This window comes from Thermoanaerobacter mathranii subsp. mathranii str. A3 (assembly GCF_000092965.1).
Taxonomy (GTDB): domain Bacteria; phylum Bacillota; class Thermoanaerobacteria; order Thermoanaerobacterales; family Thermoanaerobacteraceae; genus Thermoanaerobacter; species Thermoanaerobacter thermocopriae.
In genome coordinates, this window is sequence record NC_014209.1 from 1,469,297 (window position 1) to 1,489,202 (window position 19,906).

At 34.0% G+C, this 19,906-nt stretch carries 20 protein-coding genes; 1 reads left to right on the forward strand and 19 read right to left on the reverse strand.

Annotation, left to right across the window (positions count from 1 at the left end; translation table 11 throughout):
• Positions 1-6: 6 nt before the first annotated feature.
• The 10 genes from mraY to TMATH_RS07435 all read right to left on the reverse strand — a co-directional run bounded on the left by mraY (position 7) and on the right by TMATH_RS07435 (position 11,171).
• The gene (gene mraY / locus TMATH_RS12040; protein WP_013150478.1) at positions 7-957 is read right to left on the reverse strand and encodes a phospho-N-acetylmuramoyl-pentapeptide-transferase; all 951 of its coding nucleotides are present in this window, start codon (positions 955-957) and stop codon (positions 7-9) included.
• A 1-nt stretch (position 958) separates the two neighbouring features.
• Positions 959-2,344 (reverse strand): UDP-N-acetylmuramoyl-tripeptide--D-alanyl-D-alanine ligase, encoded by a 1,386-nt coding sequence (locus TMATH_RS07395; RefSeq protein ID WP_013150479.1) that lies wholly within the window; start codon positions 2,342-2,344, stop codon positions 959-961.
• Positions 2,341-3,792 (reverse strand): UDP-N-acetylmuramoyl-L-alanyl-D-glutamate--2,6-diaminopimelate ligase, encoded by a 1,452-nt coding sequence (locus tag TMATH_RS07400; protein ID WP_013150480.1) that lies wholly within the window; start codon positions 3,790-3,792, stop codon positions 2,341-2,343. Before TMATH_RS07400 ends, TMATH_RS07395 begins: the two co-directional genes overlap by 4 nt.
• Positions 3,793-3,876: 84 nt before the next feature.
• Positions 3,877-5,952: a stage V sporulation protein D gene (locus TMATH_RS07405; RefSeq protein WP_013150481.1), complete on the reverse strand. Its 2,076-nt coding sequence runs from the start codon at positions 5,950-5,952 to the stop codon at positions 3,877-3,879.
• A 12-nt stretch (positions 5,953-5,964) separates the two neighbouring features.
• On the reverse strand, positions 5,965-6,414 hold the full coding sequence (ftsL, locus tag TMATH_RS07410; protein WP_013150482.1) for a cell division protein FtsL: 450 nt from the start codon (positions 6,412-6,414) through the stop codon (positions 5,965-5,967).
• 28 nt (positions 6,415-6,442) lie between these two features.
• Positions 6,443-7,369, reverse strand: coding sequence for a 16S rRNA (cytosine(1402)-N(4))-methyltransferase RsmH (rsmH, locus tag TMATH_RS07415; protein ID WP_013150483.1), 927 nt, complete (start codon positions 7,367-7,369; stop codon positions 6,443-6,445).
• A 12-nt stretch (positions 7,370-7,381) separates the two neighbouring features.
• A complete protein-coding gene (gene mraZ / locus TMATH_RS07420) occupies positions 7,382-7,813 on the reverse strand; it encodes a division/cell wall cluster transcriptional repressor MraZ (RefSeq protein WP_012995482.1) in 432 nt (143 codons plus the stop codon).
• Between the two features lie 154 nt (positions 7,814-7,967).
• The gene (gene yfmH / locus TMATH_RS07425; RefSeq protein WP_013150484.1) at positions 7,968-9,245 is read right to left on the reverse strand and encodes an EF-P 5-aminopentanol modification-associated protein YfmH; all 1,278 of its coding nucleotides are present in this window, start codon (positions 9,243-9,245) and stop codon (positions 7,968-7,970) included.
• Positions 9,229-10,512 carry an EF-P 5-aminopentanol modification-associated protein YfmF gene (gene yfmF, locus TMATH_RS07430; protein WP_013150485.1) on the reverse strand — a complete coding sequence of 428 codons (1,284 nt, stop codon included), beginning with the start codon at positions 10,510-10,512 and terminating at the stop codon, positions 9,229-9,231. Before yfmF ends, yfmH begins: the two co-directional genes overlap by 17 nt.
• A gap of 104 nt (positions 10,513-10,616) precedes the next feature.
• Positions 10,617-11,171, reverse strand: coding sequence for a YhcN/YlaJ family sporulation lipoprotein (locus tag TMATH_RS07435; RefSeq protein WP_013150486.1), 555 nt, complete (start codon positions 11,169-11,171; stop codon positions 10,617-10,619).
• A gap of 142 nt (positions 11,172-11,313) precedes the next feature.
• Between TMATH_RS07435 and ychF the strand changes: the two genes are divergently transcribed.
• Entirely contained in the window at positions 11,314-12,405 is a 1,092-nt protein-coding gene (ychF, locus tag TMATH_RS07440; RefSeq protein WP_013150487.1) for a redox-regulated ATPase YchF, read from the forward strand.
• A gap of 29 nt (positions 12,406-12,434) precedes the next feature.
• Here the strand turns inward: ychF and TMATH_RS07445 are convergent, their stop codons facing one another.
• From TMATH_RS07445 to lpdA, 9 genes are all read right to left on the reverse strand, one after another.
• Complete coding sequence (locus tag TMATH_RS07445) at positions 12,435-12,731, reverse strand: DUF2089 domain-containing protein (protein ID WP_013150488.1); 297 nt, start codon at positions 12,729-12,731, stop codon at positions 12,435-12,437.
• Positions 12,732-12,916: 185 nt separating this feature from the next.
• The gene (thiI, locus tag TMATH_RS07450) at positions 12,917-14,059 is read right to left on the reverse strand and encodes a tRNA uracil 4-sulfurtransferase ThiI (RefSeq protein ID WP_013150489.1); all 1,143 of its coding nucleotides are present in this window, start codon (positions 14,057-14,059) and stop codon (positions 12,917-12,919) included.
• Between the two features lie 3 nt (positions 14,060-14,062).
• Complete coding sequence (locus TMATH_RS07455; protein ID WP_013150490.1) at positions 14,063-15,214, reverse strand: cysteine desulfurase family protein; 1,152 nt, start codon at positions 15,212-15,214, stop codon at positions 14,063-14,065.
• 48 nt (positions 15,215-15,262) lie between these two features.
• Positions 15,263-15,529 (reverse strand): metal-sensitive transcriptional regulator, encoded by a 267-nt coding sequence (locus tag TMATH_RS07460; RefSeq protein WP_012995490.1) that lies wholly within the window; start codon positions 15,527-15,529, stop codon positions 15,263-15,265.
• A gap of 115 nt (positions 15,530-15,644) precedes the next feature.
• A complete protein-coding gene (locus tag TMATH_RS07465; protein WP_012995491.1) occupies positions 15,645-16,316 on the reverse strand; it encodes a hypothetical protein in 672 nt (223 codons plus the stop codon).
• Positions 16,317-16,477: 161 nt separating this feature from the next.
• Complete coding sequence (locus TMATH_RS07470) at positions 16,478-16,789, reverse strand: encapsulin nanocompartment ferritin-likeEncB family encapsulin nanocompartment ferritin-like cargo protein cargo protein (protein WP_198002283.1); 312 nt, start codon at positions 16,787-16,789, stop codon at positions 16,478-16,480.
• 72 nt (positions 16,790-16,861) lie between these two features.
• On the reverse strand, positions 16,862-17,710 hold the full coding sequence (gene lipA, locus TMATH_RS07475) for a lipoyl synthase (protein WP_013150491.1): 849 nt from the start codon (positions 17,708-17,710) through the stop codon (positions 16,862-16,864).
• Positions 17,697-18,383, reverse strand: a complete 687-nt coding sequence (gene lipB, locus TMATH_RS07480) for a lipoyl(octanoyl) transferase LipB (protein ID WP_013150492.1) — start codon at positions 18,381-18,383, stop codon at positions 17,697-17,699. Before lipB ends, lipA begins: the two co-directional genes overlap by 14 nt.
• 19 nt (positions 18,384-18,402) lie before the next feature.
• On the reverse strand, positions 18,403-19,755 hold the full coding sequence (gene lpdA / locus TMATH_RS07485; protein WP_041591657.1) for a dihydrolipoyl dehydrogenase: 1,353 nt from the start codon (positions 19,753-19,755) through the stop codon (positions 18,403-18,405).
• Positions 19,756-19,906: the final 151 nt, after the last annotated feature.

Sequence of the window (19,906 nt, forward strand, 5' to 3'; positions counted from 1 at the left end):
CACTCCTTAACTTAAACTATAAAAAGATACAAACATAGCAATTAAAGTGACGAGCCAAAAGGCATATACTACATTTTGTTCTTGCCATCCTGACAGTTCAAAATGATGATGAAGAGGACTCATTTTAAAAATTCTTTTACCAAACATTCTAAAAGACAAAACCTGAATAATTACTGACAAAGCTTCAGCCACATAAATAATACCTATCAAGGGCAAAATCAATGGCAATTTAGTCAATACTGCAACAGTAGCTATAGCTCCTCCAATAGCTAAGGAACCAGTATCTCCCATAAATATTTCCGCAGGATGACGGTTGTATCTCAAAAACCCCAACAACCCTCCTGTCAAAGCAGCACTGAACGCTCCATAAGTTATATTGTTTAAAAATAAAGCCGTCATAGTAAAAAAAGCCATAACAATAGATGAAACACCTGCTGCCAATCCATCCAGCCCGTCTGTCAAATTCACGCTGTTTACTGTTCCTACAATTACAAAAACCATAAAAGGAATATATAAATTGCCAAGGTCAATATTAGTTTTTAAAAAAGGAAAAATCACTTCTGTTCCTAGATTTTTTTGAGCAAAATAGGAAATAATAGTCGCAAGTAAAAACTGTCCGACAATTTTTTCTCTGGCTTTTAAACCTAAAGGTCTTTTAAAATAAACCTTTAGAAAATCATCTGCAAAACCTATTAAACCATATCCTACAAAGCCCAACAATAAAATAGCCAAATATATATTCCAATGAGAAAAAACTAACGCAGAAATAACTGTGGCTACAATAAACATTATTCCACCCATTGTAGGAGTCCCAGATTTTTTTAAATGGCTTTTTGGTCCATCTTCTCTTACTTTTTGACCAAATTTTAGTTTCCTTAGATAAGGTATAAAAAGAGGACCAGACACCAAGCTTAGCACAAAAGCAACAGATGTAGCTAAAATTATCCTTTGTAACATTTTAGTTTACCCTCTCCTGCAAAAATTGTACTATTTGCTCCATTTTCATACCTCTTGAACCTTTCACTAAAATTAAATCTCCTTCTTTGATAATATCTTTCAATATTTCCTTAACTTCTTCGTTAGTATTACAAACAAAAATATTATTCTCTTTCATTCCACAAACCTTGGATTCTTCTGCAATATATTTCGACGTATTACCAGAAGTTATCAAAATATCTATATGGCTATCTGCCACCAATTTTCCTATTTCTCTGTGGGCTTCTACTGAATACTCCCCTAATTCTAGCATGTCTCCTAAAACCGCTATTTTTCTTTTGCCAGGAAAATCCCTCAAGACATTTAAAGCTGCTTTCATAGAATCTGGATTGGCATTATATGCGTCATCAATAATTTTTATGTCACCTTTTTCTATTATATTAAGTCTCATTTTACCTGGTTGAAAATCTTTTAAAACCTCCGCCATGTCATCTACATCAACCCCAAACTCTAATCCAACACAAATAGCAGCAAGAGAATTGTACACATTATGAATACCAGGTATTGAGAGTTTTATTTCTTTCTCTAAATTTTTATATTTCAAAGTATATTTTATACCTTTTTCTCCTTTTTCTATATTGCAAGCCTTAATTTCTCCATTTTTTATACCATATCTGTAATACTTACTTGAATATTGCAGAGGAATTTTTGATAGCATATCATCATCTGCATTTAATACAATCACATTTTCCTCTTTAAAATCTTCAATCAATTCCGTTTTTGCTTTTAATATATTTTCCCTTGAACCTAATTTTTCAATATGAGCAACTCCTATATTTGTAAATACTGCCACTTGCGGCTTTACAATATTCTTTAACCTCCTAATTTCTCCAAAACCACTCATTCCCATTTCCACTACCGCAATTTGATGAGTATTCTCCAAATTAAAAATCGTCAATGGCAAACCTATTTCATTATTAAAATTACCTTCTGTTTTCAACACTTTATACTTTTTAGACAATATTTGCGCAATCATATCTTTTGTAGTAGTTTTCCCAGTGCTACCTGTCACAGCAACAAATGGGATATTGAATTTTTTTCTATAGTAAGAAGCGATCTTATGTAAAGCCTCTAAAGTATCATTTACGTAAATAACGTTAAATGGAAAATCTCTTAAATACTCTATATTATCTAACCTGGCAGTGAGGACTGCTTTAGCACCTTTTGTCATCGCATCTTTTACAAAATCTTCTCCATCATATTTTTCTCCTTTCAAAGGAATAAATAATTCATCTTTTTTGACTTTTCTTGAATCAGTCGAAATTCCTATTACTTTATCCTTTAAACTTCCTTTTATCAATTTTCCCTCTGTGGCCCTTACAATTTCAGCTATTAAAAGTTCCATCATTTATTACCGCCTTCAGACAAAATTTCTTTGACTATTTCTCTCTCATCAAAAGGAATAACCTTATTTCCTATAATTTGATAAGTTTCATGGCCTTTACCTGCCAATATTATTACATCGTCTTTTTGAGCGTTTAATAAGGCATATCTTATCGCTTCTTTTCTATTTTCTATTACAACATAGGGGCAATCAGTCTTTTTTATACCCTCTTCAATTTGTGAAATTATTTCTCTTGGCTCTTCTGAACGTGGATTATCCGAGGTCAAAATGCAAAAATCCGCATATTTTCCTGCAACTTCTCCCATTAAAGGCCTTTTAGTTTTATCCCTATCTCCTCCAGCACCAAAAAGAAGTATTTTCCTTCCAGCTTTATACTCTTTCAATGCCTCCATCATGTTCTGTATTCCATCAGGTGTATGGGCGTAATCTATAAAAACATAAAAGTCCTTTCCAGTCTCCACTGGTTCAAATCGGCCTTTTACTGTAACCTGACTTAATGCCTCTCTCACACTTCGCAAAGAAATCCCAAGAAAATCAGCCACTGTAATGGCAGCTAAAGCATTGTAGACGCTAAACAAACCAGGAATTTTCAATGACATCTCTTCTTTTTTATCTTCAATCTGAACTTTAAACTTTACACCATCTAAACTATTCCTAATATCCTTTGCCATAACATAAGCAAAGTCTTTTATGCCATAAGTCAAAACCCGTGCTTTAGAACTCTCGATCATCATAGAAGAGTATTTATCATCTATATTGATCACTGATGCCCTCTTTGCCATTTTGAATAACTTGCTCTTTGTTTTAGCATACTCTTCCATGTCGTGGTGAAAATCCAGATGATCTTGGGATAAATTAGTAAAAACTGCTATATCAAATTCACACTCATTGACTCTCTTTAATGCCAAAGAATGAGATGATACCTCCATAACCACATACTTAACACCTTTGTTCACCATAATGCTAAAAAGCTCCTGCAAATCCAATGATTCAGGTGTAGTATGTTCAGAAGGTATCACTTCATCTCCTATCATATTTTGTATAGTCCCCACCAGGCCCACTTTATTATTTTGCCTTTCTAAAATCGCTTTTAGCATATAAGTAACAGAGGTTTTGCCATTTGTTCCAGTCACACCAATTAAAGTAAGTTTGGTAGTGGGGTTATTGTAAAAATTAGAAGCTATTTTCGCCATGGCAGCTCGAGCATCCTCCACTAATACTGTTGTAACCCCGGGATACTCTTTTATTTCCCTATCTACAACTATTGCAATTGCTCCATTTTTAATAGCCTCTTCCACATATAAAATACCATCGGTTTTAAACCCTTTTATAGCAATAAATAAATATTTCTTTTTGGCTTTGCGAGAATCGTAGCACACCCCACCGATGTCTATATTAGGATCTCCTTTTATCTCGCAGTTGACTCCTTTTAAAATATCTATAAGTTTCATGTTAGGCCTCCTCACAAAAATATCTAAAAAGCATACCACCACTAAATAGTATAGCACAATTATAGATTTTGCATAGATAGAAGTTTAATTTTCCTTAGGCCTAAACTCCACTTCCACAGTTTCACCTTTTTTCAAAATCGCACCTTCTTTTGGGTTTTGATTTACAGCAAAACCGCTGCCTTTTATTTTTATCTTAAGTCCTAAAGAATTTAGAATTTCTGTAGCTTCTTTTACACTTTTACCAGTTAAATCAGGCACTACTACTTCTTGTATTTTTTCAGCATTTAAGTACAAAATAACCTGTGTATTTTCTTCTACAATTGCTCCCGGTTTAGGCATTTGATCAAATACAGTATCTCCACTTCCTTCTATAATAAAGTTAAGATTATTCGATAAAATAACGTTCTCTGCTTCATAAAGTTTCATATTCCTTACATCCGGCACTACAACAGTTTTAGGTTTTTCTATACCTTTTGGCTGTACTTCTAAATATTTTAATGTGTCTTCTAAAATACTTTTTACTACAGGAGCAGCCAACTGGCTTCCAAAATGTCCTTCAGGACTGTTAGGCTCATCTATTACCACCAGCGCAATAACTTTTGGGTCATCTGCTGGTGCAAAACCTATAAAAGATGCCACATATTTGCCTGGCATATATTTTTCTGTAGTACCAGTTTTGCCAGCTACATCAAATCCTTCAATATATCCTGCTTTGCCTGTTCCCTCCGTAACTACACTTTTTAGTATTTCCCTCATTATAGAAGATGTCTCTTCAGAAATGACTTGCCTTACTACTTTTGGTTTAAATTCCTTTACTACTTTTCCATTTGAATCTACAATTGATTTAACAATTAGGGGTTGCATCAGTTTTCCTCCATTGGCTATTGCAGAGACAGCAGTAATCATCTGAAGAGGTGTCACCGCAATACCTTGCCCAAAAGAATTAGTGCCTAGTTCTACAGGTCCAACATTATTTTGTGACAACACAAGACCTGGAGCTTCACCAGGAAGAAAGATTCCAGTCATTTGTCCAAATCCAAATTCATGGATGTATTTATAAAATGTTTCAACTCCTAATCTTTGCCCTAACGTCACAAAAACTACGTTGCAGGAATTTTGAACACCTTTAACAAAATTTTCACTCCCATGAGTAGCCCAGCAATTTATTCTATGCCCAGCAACTGTAATATAGCCCGGACAATAAAACTGTTCATTAACACCTACAAGTTTTTCTTCCAAAGCTGCAGAAGCAGTAACTGTCTTAAAAACAGAACCAGGCTCATAAGAATCAGAAATAGCTTTATTTCGCCAAGACTTAAACCATTCCTCTTGAGGTCCTTCAAAAGGATTATTAGGATTGAAATTTGGCCTATTAGCCAAGGCCAATATTTCCCCTGTCTTAGGGTCCATAACAATAGCTGCTGCTCCCTTTGAAGGCTTAGAATGAACCATCGCTTGGTTAAGAGCCTTTTCTGCAAAATGCTGAATAGTCTCATCTATTGTAAGTACTACATTATATCCCGGAAGAGGCTCAAAATATTCTTCCTCCCCCCTCTTCATCTTCCTACCTATAGCATCCATTGGAGTAGTAATTTTCCCGGGAATGCCTCTTAAAAAGTTGTCAAATGCTAATTCAATTCCATCCAAACCTTGGTTGTCGATTCCAGTAAATCCCAACACATGACATGCAAGAGTATTATTGGGATAAAATCTTTTCATATCCTCAGAAACTATTATTCCATCTATATTGAGTTTTCTTATTTCTGATGCTTTTTTGTCATCAACTTGTTTTGCAATTAGCACTTCTTGTAAGTTTTTGTTGGAAATCTTTTGAAAAACTTTTTCTTTATCTAAATTTAATATTTGTGCTAAAGCTTCAGCCACTTTTTCTCTGTGAGAATCAAGTATTTCCTTGGGGATAACGCTTATTTTGTTCACACTTATATTTTCTGCTAATACTTTTCCATTTCTATCAAATATATTTCCCCTTTTACCACTCACAGACACGTCTAAAGTCCATTGAGGGAGTGCCATCTTTTGATAATCTTCACTTCTTACCACTTGTATCCAAAAAAGCCTAACTATAAGACCAAAAACAACTATCGTAGATAAAAAAAGTAAAAAGAGGATTCTTCTCTTTACAGATACGGCTGGATGTATCTATTATCCCCCCTATCTATTCAACACCCCCAATAACCTCATAAAAAAGTTACTTTTATCTTGTGATTTTTCTTCGCTTTTTTTCTCCTCAGCTACTTTAGGTTTTTCTCCTACACTTATGTAGACTATCTGATTTTCTTCTGGCATTTGCATTCCTAATTTTTCTTTTGCAATTTCTTCAATTCGAGCAGGATTGGTTAAAGAAGCAATTTGGGCTTTCAATTGCTGATTTAAATTTTCAGTATACTGTATTTGCTTTTCCATTTTGTCTAAAGCAATTGATTTTTGATAAATTATCGTATACCTATAAAGTATTAAAACGCTCAAAGAACTTACAAAAACTACCAAAAGCAAATTTTTTAATTTCCTCTTTTTTTTAGTTTTTCTTACTTGCTTTTGTTCTTTCTCTTCTGAGGTATATGGGGGATACTCGTAATTATATTCTCTTTGTGCTACTATCAATTTATTCTACCTCCATTTCTTTTAGAACTTACAGTTTTTCTGCAACCCTAAGTTTTGCACTGCGAGACCTGGAATTTGTTTCTATTTCCTCTTTGGAAGGTACTACCGGTTTTTTTGTTATAATCTTTACCACCGGTTTTTTCCCACAAATGCATGGCATATTTGGTGGACAAGTACAGGGATTTTCTAATTTTTTAAAAGTGTTCTTCACAATTCTATCTTCCAAAGAGTGAAATGTGATTATCGCAATGCGCCCTTTCCCCCGTAATACCTCTACCATGTCCTCAATCGCTTTACCTAAGCCTTTAAGTTCTTCATTTACTTCTATTCGTATGGCTTGGAATGTCCTTTTGGCTGGATGTGGCCCTTTCCTTCTGGCAGAGGCAGGAATAGCATTTTTTATAATCTCTACCAACTGGAAAGTAGTTTTTATTTCTCCTTTTTCTCTTTCTTTTACAATAAATTTAGCAATACGTGATGCCCATTTTTCTTCTCCATATTCTCTTATAACTTTTTCTAATTCTTGCTGTGAATACTTGTTCACCACATCATAAGCAGAAAAAGTTGAATTTTTGTCCATTCTCATATCTAGTGGAGCATCTTTCATATAAGAAAAACCCCGTTCAACTTCTTCTAATTGAAAAGAAGATACCCCCAAATCCAAAATGATGCCATCAACCTTGTCTACACCCAAACTTTTAAGTATCTCTTTTATATTTTTAAAATTATTATTTATGTATTTTACATTTTTGTAATTTTTAAGCCTTTCTTTGCTAGCTTTTATCGCATCCAAATCTCTATCTATCGCAATTAATTTTCCCTTCGTGAGCCTTTTTAATATCTGTTCAGAATGGCCTCCACCACCTAAAGTACCATCTACATATATTCCCTCTGGTTTTATATTTAAATATTCAATTGTCTCCTTAAGCAAAACACTTTTATGGCTATATTCCATTCTTTATCACACCTATATGTTTAAGTCATCAAGATGCTCAGCAATCTCTTCAAAAGAAACATCTGTATTGTTAGAGTATTCTTCCCAAACCTCTTTACTCCAAATCTCAACCCTTGTAGAAACTCCAATAAATATCACATCTTTTTCTATTTTGGCATACTCTCTTAAATTAGCAGGTATAAGTATTCTTCCCTGTTTATCAATTTCACATTCCACAGCTCCAGCTAAGAAAAATCTCGTAAATGCTCTTGCGTCTTTTTTGGTAAGTGGCAAAGTTTTAAGTTTTGCCTCAATATTCTTCCACTCCTCCAAAGAATACACGAATAAACAATTGTCCAAACCTTTAGTCAATACAAACTTTTCCCCCAATTCTTCTCTAAATTTAGCGGGGATTATTACCCTTCCTTTTGCATCAATTGTATGTTCGTATTGGCCCATCAACATATAAAACACCAAACTTTCATTTCACATTCTCCCACTTACCACCACATTACACCACTTAATATGTTATTCTATATAAATTTAAAAAATCCTGCTAAATTTTTATAAAAAAATAAAAAAATTCAGGCTTTGCACCTGATTACTTTACGCCTGATTTTTATTTTTTTATAGGATTCACAACGGAAAGTACACTATTCTCTTCTCTCAGATGATTTTGAAATCTTTCTCTAACATCTTCAAAGCTTATACTATAAAGCACATCTAAATAATCCAGCAAATTTATTTCTTTCATATAAAAGTTTATAAAACTGTAAGCTATACTATCGACTGAATTAAATGTTCTTAAAAATTTTCCTATGTATTTTTTCTTTATTCTCTCAAAATCTTCTTCCTTTAAAAATTGTAGATTATTTATTGCATTTAAAATTATATCTCTCACTTTAAAAGGATCTTTAGATTGACCCCCTATTATAGAATAACCATAATCTATCTCTCCGCCGTAATCAAAGCTAAAAGTGCTGTCAATAAGCCCTTCATTGTAAAGTCTTTCATATAAATCAGAACTTCTGCCTAATACCATTTCCAACCCTATTTGTACCTCTAAGTTCTTCTTTAATAATTTTTTTCCGCCAAAACCTACATCTGTATCTTTAAAACCTAGATTAAAAAGAGGAATGGATACTTGCATATCTTGTACTACTTCTTTTTCATAAACACTTAAAGGCTCCTTGGGATATATCCTTTTTATTTCTCCTTGTTTTTTTTCCTGTCTCACATTTTCCTTTATAATGTCCAGAGTTTTATCTACATCAATATCACCTACCGCAAACAAAACCATATTTTCAGGATGATAAAAGGTATAACAACATTTATATAAAATTTCTTTGCTTATTTTAGAAATTGATTCAATTGTACCAGCTATGTCTTTTCTAACCGGATATACATGATAAAGAGCCTCTAATGCGTTAAAATAAACTCTCCAATTAGGGTCATCTTGATACATTCTTATTTCTTGGGCTATTATTCCCTTTTCTTTTTCAACATTTTCATCTGTAAAATAAGGATTTTGTACAAAATTCACTAAAAGTTTTAAGTTTTCGTAGAAGTTTTCAGTACTTGCAAACAAGTAAGCAGTTGTAGTAAAATTGGTATAAGCGTTGGCTGAAGCCCCTAATTTTGAAAACTGTTCGAAAATGCTACCTTCTTCCTCTTCGAACATTTTGTGTTCCAAAAAATGTGCTACCCCATCAGGTACCTCTGTTACCTCAGTATCCCCTGGAGCGATAAATTTACTGTCATTAGAGCCAAAACGAGTAGCAAATATCGCAAATTGCTTTGTATAATCTCTTTTAGGCATTATATACACTTTTAGACCATTATCCAATTCTTGTAAAAGTATTTTTTCATCTATTCTCTCATTATACAATTGCTGCATATTTATCCTCCTTTTTGCCAGTCATGAAATACACCGTATCTAATTTAACTTTTTTAGCAACTTCAACTACCTCTTCTTTTGTCACTTTTTCTACTTTTTCGATAAATTCTTCTATCTTCAAATTCATTCCTGCAATTTTTTGTGATAAGTAGTAGTCAGACTTAGAAGTAGCATTGTCTTTCATTGCTTTTAAAGAAGTTTTTAAGGCTTTTATTGTAGAATCTAATTCATAATCTGAGATATTACCTTCTTCAATTTCTTTTAACTGTTTGAGTATTATATCAAGAGCTTTATTGTAATTTTCTATCTCTATACCGCAACTTACCACCATTAAGCCTTTAAATCTCTCCAGCTTTGAATAAGCATAATAAGCAAGGCTAGCTTTTTCCCTCACATTCATAAAAAGTTTAGAAAAAGGTCCTCCTCCTAATATGCCACTGTATACTAAAAGAGGAAAATATTCCTCGCTGTTAGCCGCTACATTAGTTCTAAAGCCAAGAGTAAGTTTCCCCTGTGTTACTTCTAAATTTTCCGTAACATATTTTATTTCCCTTACTTCTTTATGTACATTTGGAGAAGGAATATTTAATATTTGTTCTCGTTTAAAAGAAAAATATTTTGCAAAAACCTCTTCTACATATTTAGGCTCTACGTCTCCTACAACGTATATATCTATTGGCAAAGTATTAATACAATTTTGATAATAATGGTAAAGATTGACTTCATCAATAAAGTTTAAATCCTCACTTCTTCCCAATTCAAAAATAGCAAAAGGTTCTCCCTTGCACATTTCTTCATAGCAACGGTCTACTGCATATCTGGTTTTATCGTTTATTCTTGAATCTATCAAATTTTTGTGAATCTCCTTTTCCTGAATTACATACTCCTTATTGAAGGCATTTCCTTCTATAAAGGGGTTAAAAATTAAATCTTTTAGAAATTTTACTCCCTTTTCTAAAATATTCTCTTGTATATACTCTTCTTGAGGTAATTCCAATCTATATTGTTGAAGATGCCTTTCCCCTTTTTTATACACAGAAACAGCCATTGTAGTACCATACAAGTTTTCCAAAAACTTCACCATTTCTTTGTAAGTTTTTATACTAGAAGTACCCCTTTTTAAAACAGCAGGCAACAAAGCATATTTTGTAGCCTCTTCTCCCAGTTGGTTGTGGATATAAAGATTAATTGTTACTGTTTTAAATTTACCTGTTGTGTCTATGTACAAATTTATCTCATTATTTAATTGTCTTTCAATTAGTTCCATCTAATCAACTCCTTCTAAAATAATCCAATTATTTTTTGATTATATGATAATTGTAGCACAAAGTCAATAATACATAAAACCCGGGGGAAAAACCCCAGGCTTTGTTACATACCAGGAGTAATGCGTTTTATAATTTCCGAAATTTGTTTTGCAAATTCAGAAACTGGTCTTCCTGCAGAAATTCCTTTGGCAATATTATCTATTCTCTTGTATAAATCTGGGTCTGAAGTTACATAGACCCTTGTAATAGACTTATCAGTATCTTTTACAGTCTTTTCTACTTTCTTCTTTACATCTGTCTCGCGAGTACCTTGCACTTTTGCTTTCATGTCCACCCCTACAATAGCAGTACTTCCAGATACTACTACTGTGGCTTTGTTAACTTCCGGTATTTTAGCAACATTTGTAGCTATAGTTGTTGCTCTTGCTTTTTCTGTTGTCGGTTTCCTCACAGGAGTCGGAGCCGGTGTTGTCGGTGTCCTAGGCGCAGGTGTTGTATAACGTGGCGCTGTCTTAGAAGGTGCAGGAACCGTTCTTGTAGGAGTCGGTGTATAACGAGTAGGAGCCGGCTTCCTAGCCGTAGTCCTGCATCCTGCCATTGAAGCTATTATCATTGTCCCAATAAGCACTATTGTGATTATACTTTTTATTTTTTTCAAAGCTATACACCTCCTCGAAATATATTTTTGCACTTTTATTAAAAAGTATTATGCTAAATTATGGAATTTTTATGAAAAACATTTGAAAAAATTTCGTAAGTAATATATAATGCATATGTAATGCTATTGGAGGGAAGATGAAATGGAAATAGGAATTGTTGGTCTGCCTAACGTCGGTAAAAGCACTTTGTTTAACGCAATTACAAAAGCAGGTGCAGAATGTGCAAATTATCCCTTTTGTACTATTGAGCCAAACGTCGGAATTGTATCTGTGCCTGATGAAAGGTTAGATTTTTTGTCAAAAATTGAGAAACCGCAAAAAGTTATTCCTGCAACTATAAAATTTGTTGACATAGCAGGGCTGACAAAAGGGGCAAGTAAAGGAGAGGGTTTAGGAAATAAATTTCTTTCTCATATTAGGGAAGTTGATGCTATATTAAACGTGGTAAGATGCTTTGAAGATAGCAACATTGTCCATGTAGAAGGAAGTATTGATCCTATAAGAGATGTTGAAATAATAACTTTAGAACTTATACTTGCTGACATGGAAGTTATTGAAAGGCGTCTTCAAAAAACATCAAAACTTGCGCGAAATGATAAAAAAGCAGCCTTTGAAGTGGAAGTACTTGAAAAAATAAAAAAAGGATTAGATGAAGGGAAACCTGTAAGGGCTCTTCAATTTACTGAAGAAGAGAAAAGTTTTGTAAGTCAACTTATGTTGCTTACCTCCAAACCTGTTATGTATGTAGCAAATATATCAGAAGAAGATTTAATTTCAGGAGAAGAAAATCAATATGTAAAGCAACTAAAAGAATATGCTGAAAAAGAAAATTCCCAAGTTTTGGTTATAAGTGCAAAAATTGAAGAAGAATTAGCCTCTTTAAGTGATGAAGAAAGAAATGAACTCTTGAGAGAATACGGCCTTGCCGAACCTGGCCTTAACAACATAATAAGACATGGTTACTCTCTTCTTGGACTTATAACCTTTTTCACCGCTGGGCCAAAAGAAGTCCACGCTTGGACAATAAAAAAAGGCACAAAAGCACCTCAAGCAGCAGGGAAAATTCATTCAGATTTCGAAAAAGGATTTATAAGGGCAGAAGTAATCTCTTATGAAGATTTAGTAAAAGCCGGTTCACAGGCAGCAGCAAGAGAAATGGGACTTATGAGACTGGAAGGAAAAGATTATGTGATGCAAGATGGAGATGTGGTAGTCTTTAGATTTAACGTATAAAAATCGCCTTTTATGGCGATTTTTATACGTTACTCTTTTTTGTCTATCTTTGGCGTCTCCTCAGCTTTATATTCTAAAGTAGCAATTAAATTATCCAATTTATTTCTGATGGTAGGATAAGATAAACCTAATACTTTTTCCATTTCCCTTATATTTCCCCTCGACCGTATGAAAAGTGCCAAAAAATCTCTCTGCTCTTTTGACAAATAGCAAAATTTACAAAGTTCAAATTTGCCTTCAATTGCTGTTCCACATTGAGGACATTCCAGTCTCGTCACTACTAATTTTTCTCCACAAACAGGGCATTTCCCTAAAATTTCCTTCATACTATCACCTCTTAAAATGTAAGTTTATCAGTAAAACCTACATTCTTATCCGTTGTTTTGTTTTTCATTATAACGCGTAATTTAAAAATGTCAATATTAATTTTAAATTATTTTAAGTTTTACTTTGAAAAAATTAATTTTTTAAAAGAAGTAGCAAAAAACAAACCAAGCACTAGAGGCTTGGTTTAAACTTCCACGATTTCTTCTTCAAAATTATCTAAGTATTTTTGATACTCCATTTTTTGTTCTGCTTCTATTACTTTTTCTAACTTAGGCTTTGTAGCAGGATGTTTTGGCACAAAAATAGTGCAACAATCTTCATAGGGTCTTATAGAGATCTCAAAAGTACCAATCTTTTGAGCTAAATTTATAATCTCTGTCTTATCCATTCCAATGAGAGGCCTAAATATTGGTATAGAGACAGAAGCATTGGTTACATATAAACTTTCAATCGTTTGGCTTGCAACTTGTCCTAAACTTTCCCCAGTGACTAGAGCCATAGAACCATTCTGTTGAGCAATTTTTTCTGCTATCTTCATCATCATCCTTCTCATAATTATAGTAGTAAATTTGGGTGGACACTTTTCATAAATTTCTAATTGCAAATCAGTAAAATGCACTACATGTAATTTTATTTTTTGTCCATACTGAGAAAGGACTTTGCACAAATCTACAACCTTATCTTTAGCCCTTTCAGAAGTATAAGGAGGACTGTGAAAATAAACTGCTTCTATCTCTACTCCTCTTTTCATCATCATCCAAGTAGCTACAGGGCTGTCAATTCCTCCTGATAATAGTACTGTAGCTTTACCATTCGTACCAAGAGGAAGGCCTCCTATTCCCTCAATCACTCCCGCATACAAAAATGCCATTTCTCTTATCTCTACCATCAAGAGCACATCAGGATTATGGACATCTACTTTTAAGTTTTTGACATTTTTCAATACTGCTGCTCCTACTCTCCGAGTAACTTCCATGCTGTCATAAGGAAAAGACTTGTTTGGTCTTTTAGTTTCCACTTTAAAGGTCCTTCCCGTATGCTCTTTCATCAACTCTATCGCAGCTTGATATATATCCTCCAACTTTAAATCAGTTCTCTTTGCTTTTGTTATGCCTACAATGCCAAAAACTTTTTTTAACCTTTCTATAACTTCTTCAATATCACCATCGCATTCTACATATATCCTGCCATGAGTTTTTTCAACTTTAACCTCATCAAAATCTCTAAGAGCATTCTTTATATTTTTCACAAGCTTGTTTTCAAAAAAGGACCTGTTATCTCCTTTTAGTGCCAGTTCTCCATATTTAATCAATAATACGTCTTTCATATTTTACCTCCGTTTGTATTTTCTAAGAAAATCTATTTTCTCTTTTAAAGCTGATATTGTATAATCAATTTCTTCTTCTGTATTAAAAATTCCAAAAGAGAATCTTATAGCACTTTCAATCAGGTCCTCTTTTAAGCCTATCGCCTTTAAAACGTGGCTTTGCCCTTTCTTTTTAGAAGAACAAGCCGATCCCGTAGAAACATATATGCCTTTTTCTTCAAGAGCGTGTAAAAGCACCTCTCCCCTCACACCGGCAAAAGAAATATTGAGTATATGAGGCGCTCCTTCTTCAACATTTGGCCCGTTTAAATGGACATCTTTTATTTCAGAAACTATGCCTTGATAAAGTCGCTTCTTTAATGTCATTAATTTGCTTACATTATCGTGGAAATTTTCTTTGGCTAATTTGCTTGCTATTCCAAATCCTACAATACCCGGTAAATTTTCTGTCCCAGATCTTAAATTTTTTTCTTGGCCTCCTCCAAAAATTATTGGCCTAATCTTTACTGTTTTATCAACATAAAGCGCACCTACTCCTTTAGGACCGTGTATTTTATGGCTGCTTAAAGACACCATCTTTATTTTATGCTTTTTTACATCTATATTTATTTTTCCTACTGCTTGTATAGCATCAACGTGAAAAACTATGTCTTCATTTTCTGCAATATCAGCTACTTCCTCTATTGGCTCTATTGTTCCTAACTCATTATTTACAGCCATAATTGATATAAGTATAGTTTTATTAGTTATCGCCCTCTTTAAATCCTCTACATCTACTTTTCCTGTTTTATCCACATCTAGATAAGTTACTTCAAAGCCATTTTCCTCAAGATATTTTAAAACATTGAGCACAGAATGATGTTCAATCTTTGAAGATATTATATGATTTCCTTTCTTTTTTAAACTTTCTGCAACCCCTATTAAAGCAAGATTGTTTGATTCTGTCCCTCCAGAAGTAAAAATTATTCCTTCGGGCTCACTGTTGATTAAGTTAGCTACATTTTCTCTCGCTTCTTTCATTAACTTTTCAGCTTGATAGCCTTTCATATGTAAAGAAGAGGGATTGCCGTATTCCTTATCTAAAACTTCAGACATTTTTTCAATTACTTCTTTCCTAACTCTTGTAGTAGCGCTATTGTCGAGATATACTTCCATGGCCATCATCCCTTTAACTAGATTTTTAATAATAGCAAATTCCTCGATTTATTTTACAAATCTAATCATTAAATTAATAATTCTTTCTACCTCTTCATAGGTAGCCTTTCCATCCTCACTTGCTAATATACATTCTTTTGCATGTTCTTGAATGATTGACATACCTACTTTTTCTAATGAGGCTTTAACAGCTGCTATTTGCAACAAGATATCCTCACATCCTTTTGATTCTTCTACCATTTTTTCTATACCGGCAATATGCCCTTTTATCGTTTTTAATCTTAGCAAAATATCATTTCTCAAACTATCACTCACTTACAACACACCTTTCAACAGATAGATTTCTTTTGCTCATATTCTATTATAACTTTGCCACAAAAATAATAAAGAGTCAATCACTATGTAAAAAAGCCAGCTAAGTAGCTGGCTTTTAATAAGGATTTTGTTGCATTTGAGGCGGATCAAAAGATGGAAAAGGCTTTTGATTGAAAATTTCACACACATCTGTGACAAACTCCTCGCAAGCTGCTGGAGTAGGGCAGAATCCATAAGAAGGAACTAATAATTGTACATCTACTGCGGATTTTATCACAATCCATATCCCAATTATCACTTCTACAGTGGTAGTAACTCCTAGATTAACCTTTCCGTACAAGCACTCTGCTAACGCTTCGTATTTCATTATTGCTACACTTGGGTCTGGCACGTAAAGTACAATATCTTTGTTAAAAGTAGTAGTATTACCTGGCAATGTTTGTGTAGTTCCATCCGGATAGTTAATCACTATATCAAAAGTCACTTGAAAAGTAGCTTCTACCCTCGCAAATCCTTCTCTATCAGGAAGCGGCGTTATCACAAAACCCGGCGGTGTTACCAAAGATACTGTTATATTTTCACATCCCCCAAAAGAAGGAGTTAAAGTTAGATTTGTTGGTACAAAGGTAATAGGAGGTATATCATCAAGGCATATTCTCTGAGAACAAGCATCATATATCTTAGTCACTTCAATGCAAGTTATCTCTGTAGGTTCTGGAAGTTGCCCTGGCTGTACAGGACCTGGCACTATTTCTTGCTGTCCCACCATCTTTTTAGAAAAAGCCATATTATTTCCCCCCTTAAAAGTTACAGCTTTTAATAACTTAAATTGTCTTATCTATCTACAATATACGTTTCAATGTATTAGATTGTTACAAAAAATCAAAAAATAAGTACCTCGATTGAGGCACTTATTTTGTAACTATCTATAAGCACAAACTCTTTCTTTTATTTAATCTTTTCAATCATTTCTTCTACTTCTTTTGCCCCTTCTTCGTAAAATTTCTCCTCATCAGGAGCTAATTCTTTCAAAAGCCTCAAAAATTCTCCCGCATGCACTTTTTCCTCATCTGCTATGTCCATTAAAACTGTTTTTGCTAATTCATTATCAGTAGCTTCTGCCAACTGAGTATAAAGTTGAATTGCCTCATACTCTGCCGCCACCATAAAGCGTATAGCCCGTACCAACTCTTCGTGGGTGACCTTCCTTTTTTCAGTAAGTCCAGAAAAAGGAGTTCCAAACTCAGGCATAATTAACATCTCCTCTCCCTATGTATTGATTTGATTATATCATAAATTAATGTAATATCAAAAAATTTAAAAAAGTTGAAACTAACTCTTCATCACCTTCAACCCCTCATCAGCATGATAAGAACTTCTGACTAAGGGACCAGAAGCTACGTATTTAAAACCTAATTCATATCCTATTTCTTCATATCTTTTAAATTGCTGAGGAATAACATATTCTGCTACTTCTATATGTTTTGCTGAAGGCCTCAAATACTGTCCTATAGTCATCATGTCACAATCAACACTTCTTAAGTCTTTCATAACTTGTATAACCTCTTCTTCTGTTTCCCCAAGACCTACCATAATTCCTGACTTAGTAAGTATAGAAGGGTCCAGTTCTTTTATCATTTTTAAAAGATTTAAAGACCTTAAATAATCTGCTCTTGGCCTTACATTGGGATAAAGTCTCGGTACTGTTTCTACATTGTGATTTATTATATCTGGCTTGGCTTCTACTACTGTGCGAATAGACTCTTCTTTACCCATAAAATCAGATACAAGTACCTCAATTGTAACTCCGGGTAATTTTTTAAGTTCATAAATCGTCTTTGCAAAATGCGACGCGCCTCCATCCGGTAAATCATCTCTTGTAACACAAGTAACCACCACATGCTTTAATCCTAACTTTCGGGAAGCCTCAGCAATTCTTCGAGGCTCATCCTCATCAAGAGGTTGAGGATGTCCTTTCTCTACCGCACAAAACCTACAGTTTCGCGTACATATATTTCCCATAATCATAAAAGTAGCTGTCTTTCTTGCAAAGCATTCCCCCATGTTAGGGCAATTGGCACTTTGACAAACTGTGTTTAAAGACATATTTTTTAAAAAAGACTCCATCTTGTTTAAATTTTCGTTTAATAACCTCACTTTAAGCCATTCAGGCTTTTCCACTATCAATCACCGCCAATCTATCTAAAGTTATTTCCCTAAATTGTATTTCAAAAACTTCACTAAATTTATCAACCATTTTTTCTTTTACTTTTTCTATGTTTTCATTTATTCCAAGTTTTTGCATAGAAGTAACTCCAAACTCAGTGATACCGCAGGCATTTATTAAGCCAAAATATGAAAGGTCCGTATTTACATTAAAGGCTATTCCATGCCAAGTAATCCAGCGCCTAACAGCGATACCTATGGCGCATATCTTTTCATCTCCTACCCATACTCCGGTGTATTTAGGCTTTCTTCCCGCTTTTATGCCATAATCCTCCAAAAGTTTTATAATCGTCTCTTCTAATTTGTAAACAAAAAGATGAACATCTTTTTGCCACTTTGCCAAATCAAATATAGGATAGGCCACTATTTGTCCTGGTCCGTGAAAAGTTATTTTACCTCCCCTTTCTACTTTATAAAGCTCCGCTTTTTTCTTAAGTTCCTCTAAAGGCACAAGGATGTTTTCGTCAAAACCACCTGAAACTCCTATAGTATACACTGGTGGATGTTGAAGCAATATAAGAATCCCGTCCGCCTCCCCCTTTTTAACCCTTTCCAAGGCTTCAAGCTGTATCTTTTTCCCCTCAAGATAAGGTACAATTCCCAGTTTTAAAACTTCTCCTTTTCTCAAGTGAATCTCTCCTTTTAACTTATCCTTTATTTATAGGCATTCCTAATGCATCTTCTGCTGCCTCTTTTATGCTTTCTGAAAGCGTAGGATGAGCGTGAATTGTATCTGCTAATTCCTCTAATGTAAACTCTTCTTTTATGGCAAGCACTCCTTCATGAATTATCTCTGTAGCGCCAGCACCTATTATTTCCATCCCCACTACCCTATTATATTTTGTTTCTGCGATTATTTTTACAAATCCATCGTTTTGCCCCATAGTCATTGCTCTTCCTAAAGCAGTATAAGGGAAAGTGCCTATTTTTACATCTTTCAATTTTTCTCTTGCTTGAACCTCATTCAAACCTACCCACGCTATTTCAGGATTTGTATAGAGGCAATTAGGCACTGCATCTAAATCCGCTTCCTTTTCTTCTCCTGCTATATTGTGAGCAGCTACAATACCTTGATAAGAAGCCACGTGAGCCAGTTGTATACCTCCTGTAACATCTCCAATTGCATATATATTTTTTATACTTGTCCTCATGTGAGAGTCCACTTTTATGCCTTTTTTATCCGTATCAAGATTTAAAGCTTCAATTCCATTTACATTGGCAGCTCTTCCTACAGCAACTAAAACAGTATCACATTCCACTACCTGAGTATTCCCTTCTGTGGTATAAATCACCTTTAAACCTTCTTCTATCTTTTCTACTTTACTATTCAAATGTAGTTCAATTTTTTTATGCCTCAAAATTTTTTCCATCGTATTCGCTATATCTCTATCTAACATAGGCAAAAGCTGAGGAAGCATTTCAATAATGACAACTTGACTTCCTAAAGCAGAATAAATATTTGCAAATTCCAATCCTATAATTCCTGCCCCTATGATGACAATTTTTTCAGGAATTTTTTCAAGTTCTAATGCTTTATCACTTGTTATAACACCTTTTAAGTTAATCCCTTCAATAGGAGGTAAAAACACCTTTGAACCTGTCGCAATTATAAAATTTTTTGCCGTGTATCTTTTATCAACCTCTATAGTATTTTCATCAACAAACCTTCCTCTTCCTTTTATAACATCTATATGGTATAAGTTCATCAAATAGCCTACTCCACCGACAAGTCTTTTTACTACTCTATCTTTTTTCTGGCGAAGTTTTGCAATATCTAATGTATACTGGGTCATTATTCCAAAGTCTTTAGCATCTTTTATGGCATTTATAAGCTCTGCCGCATGAGAATAGACTTTTGTCGGTATGCAGCCTCGATTTAAACAAGTACCTCCTAGTGAATCTTCTTCCACAACAGCGACTTTTTTCCCTAATTCACTGAGTCTAATAGCAGCAGTATAACCCCCCGGTCCTCCCCCTAAAACTATTACATCGTAATCCATTTTTATCCTCCTTTTTGTCTGTATTGATGCCTGATTTATTTTTTTATTTATTTCTACACTTAACCTCAAAAATCCTTCTTTCATTATTGCAATAACATGTTAATTCTATTCAATAATCTTTATGCATATACTTTAGCGAAAGGAGGGAAAT

Excerpts from the sequence above, each read along its gene's own strand:
- TMATH_RS07470 (WP_198002283.1), bottom strand. The coding sequence starts at position 16,789 with ATGTTAATTATGCCTGAGTTTGGAACTCCTTTTTCTGGACTTACTGAA.
- TMATH_RS07465 (WP_012995491.1), bottom strand. The coding sequence starts at position 16,316 with ATGGCTTTTTCTAAAAAGATGGTGGGACAGCAAGAAATAGTGCCAGGT.
- TMATH_RS07395 (WP_013150479.1), bottom strand. The coding sequence starts at position 2,344 with ATGATGGAACTTTTAATAGCTGAAATTGTAAGGGCCACAGAGGGAAAA.
- yfmH (WP_013150484.1), bottom strand. The coding sequence starts at position 9,245 with ATGCAGCAATTGTATAATGAGAGAATAGATGAAAAAATACTTTTACAA.
- mraY (WP_013150478.1), bottom strand. The coding sequence starts at position 957 with ATGTTACAAAGGATAATTTTAGCTACATCTGTTGCTTTTGTGCTAAGC.
- ychF (WP_013150487.1), top strand. The coding sequence starts at position 11,314 with ATGGAAATAGGAATTGTTGGTCTGCCTAACGTCGGTAAAAGCACTTTG.
- TMATH_RS07455 (WP_013150490.1), bottom strand. The coding sequence starts at position 15,214 with ATGGAAGTATATCTCGACAATAGCGCTACTACAAGAGTTAGGAAAGAA.
- TMATH_RS07445 (WP_013150488.1), bottom strand. The coding sequence starts at position 12,731 with ATGAAGGAAATTTTAGGGAAATGCCCTGTTTGTGGAGAAAAATTAGTA.
- mraZ (WP_012995482.1), bottom strand. The coding sequence starts at position 7,813 with ATGTTGATGGGCCAATACGAACATACAATTGATGCAAAAGGAAGGGTA.
- yfmF (WP_013150485.1), bottom strand. The coding sequence starts at position 10,512 with ATGGAACTAATTGAAAGACAATTAAATAATGAGATAAATTTGTACATA.
- rsmH (WP_013150483.1), bottom strand. The coding sequence starts at position 7,369 with ATGGAATATAGCCATAAAAGTGTTTTGCTTAAGGAGACAATTGAATAT.
- lpdA (WP_041591657.1), bottom strand. The coding sequence starts at position 19,755 with ATGGATTACGATGTAATAGTTTTAGGGGGAGGACCGGGGGGTTATACT.
- thiI (WP_013150489.1), bottom strand. The coding sequence starts at position 14,059 with ATGAAAGACGTATTATTGATTAAATATGGAGAACTGGCACTAAAAGGA.
- TMATH_RS07400 (WP_013150480.1), bottom strand. The coding sequence starts at position 3,792 with ATGAAACTTATAGATATTTTAAAAGGAGTCAACTGCGAGATAAAAGGA.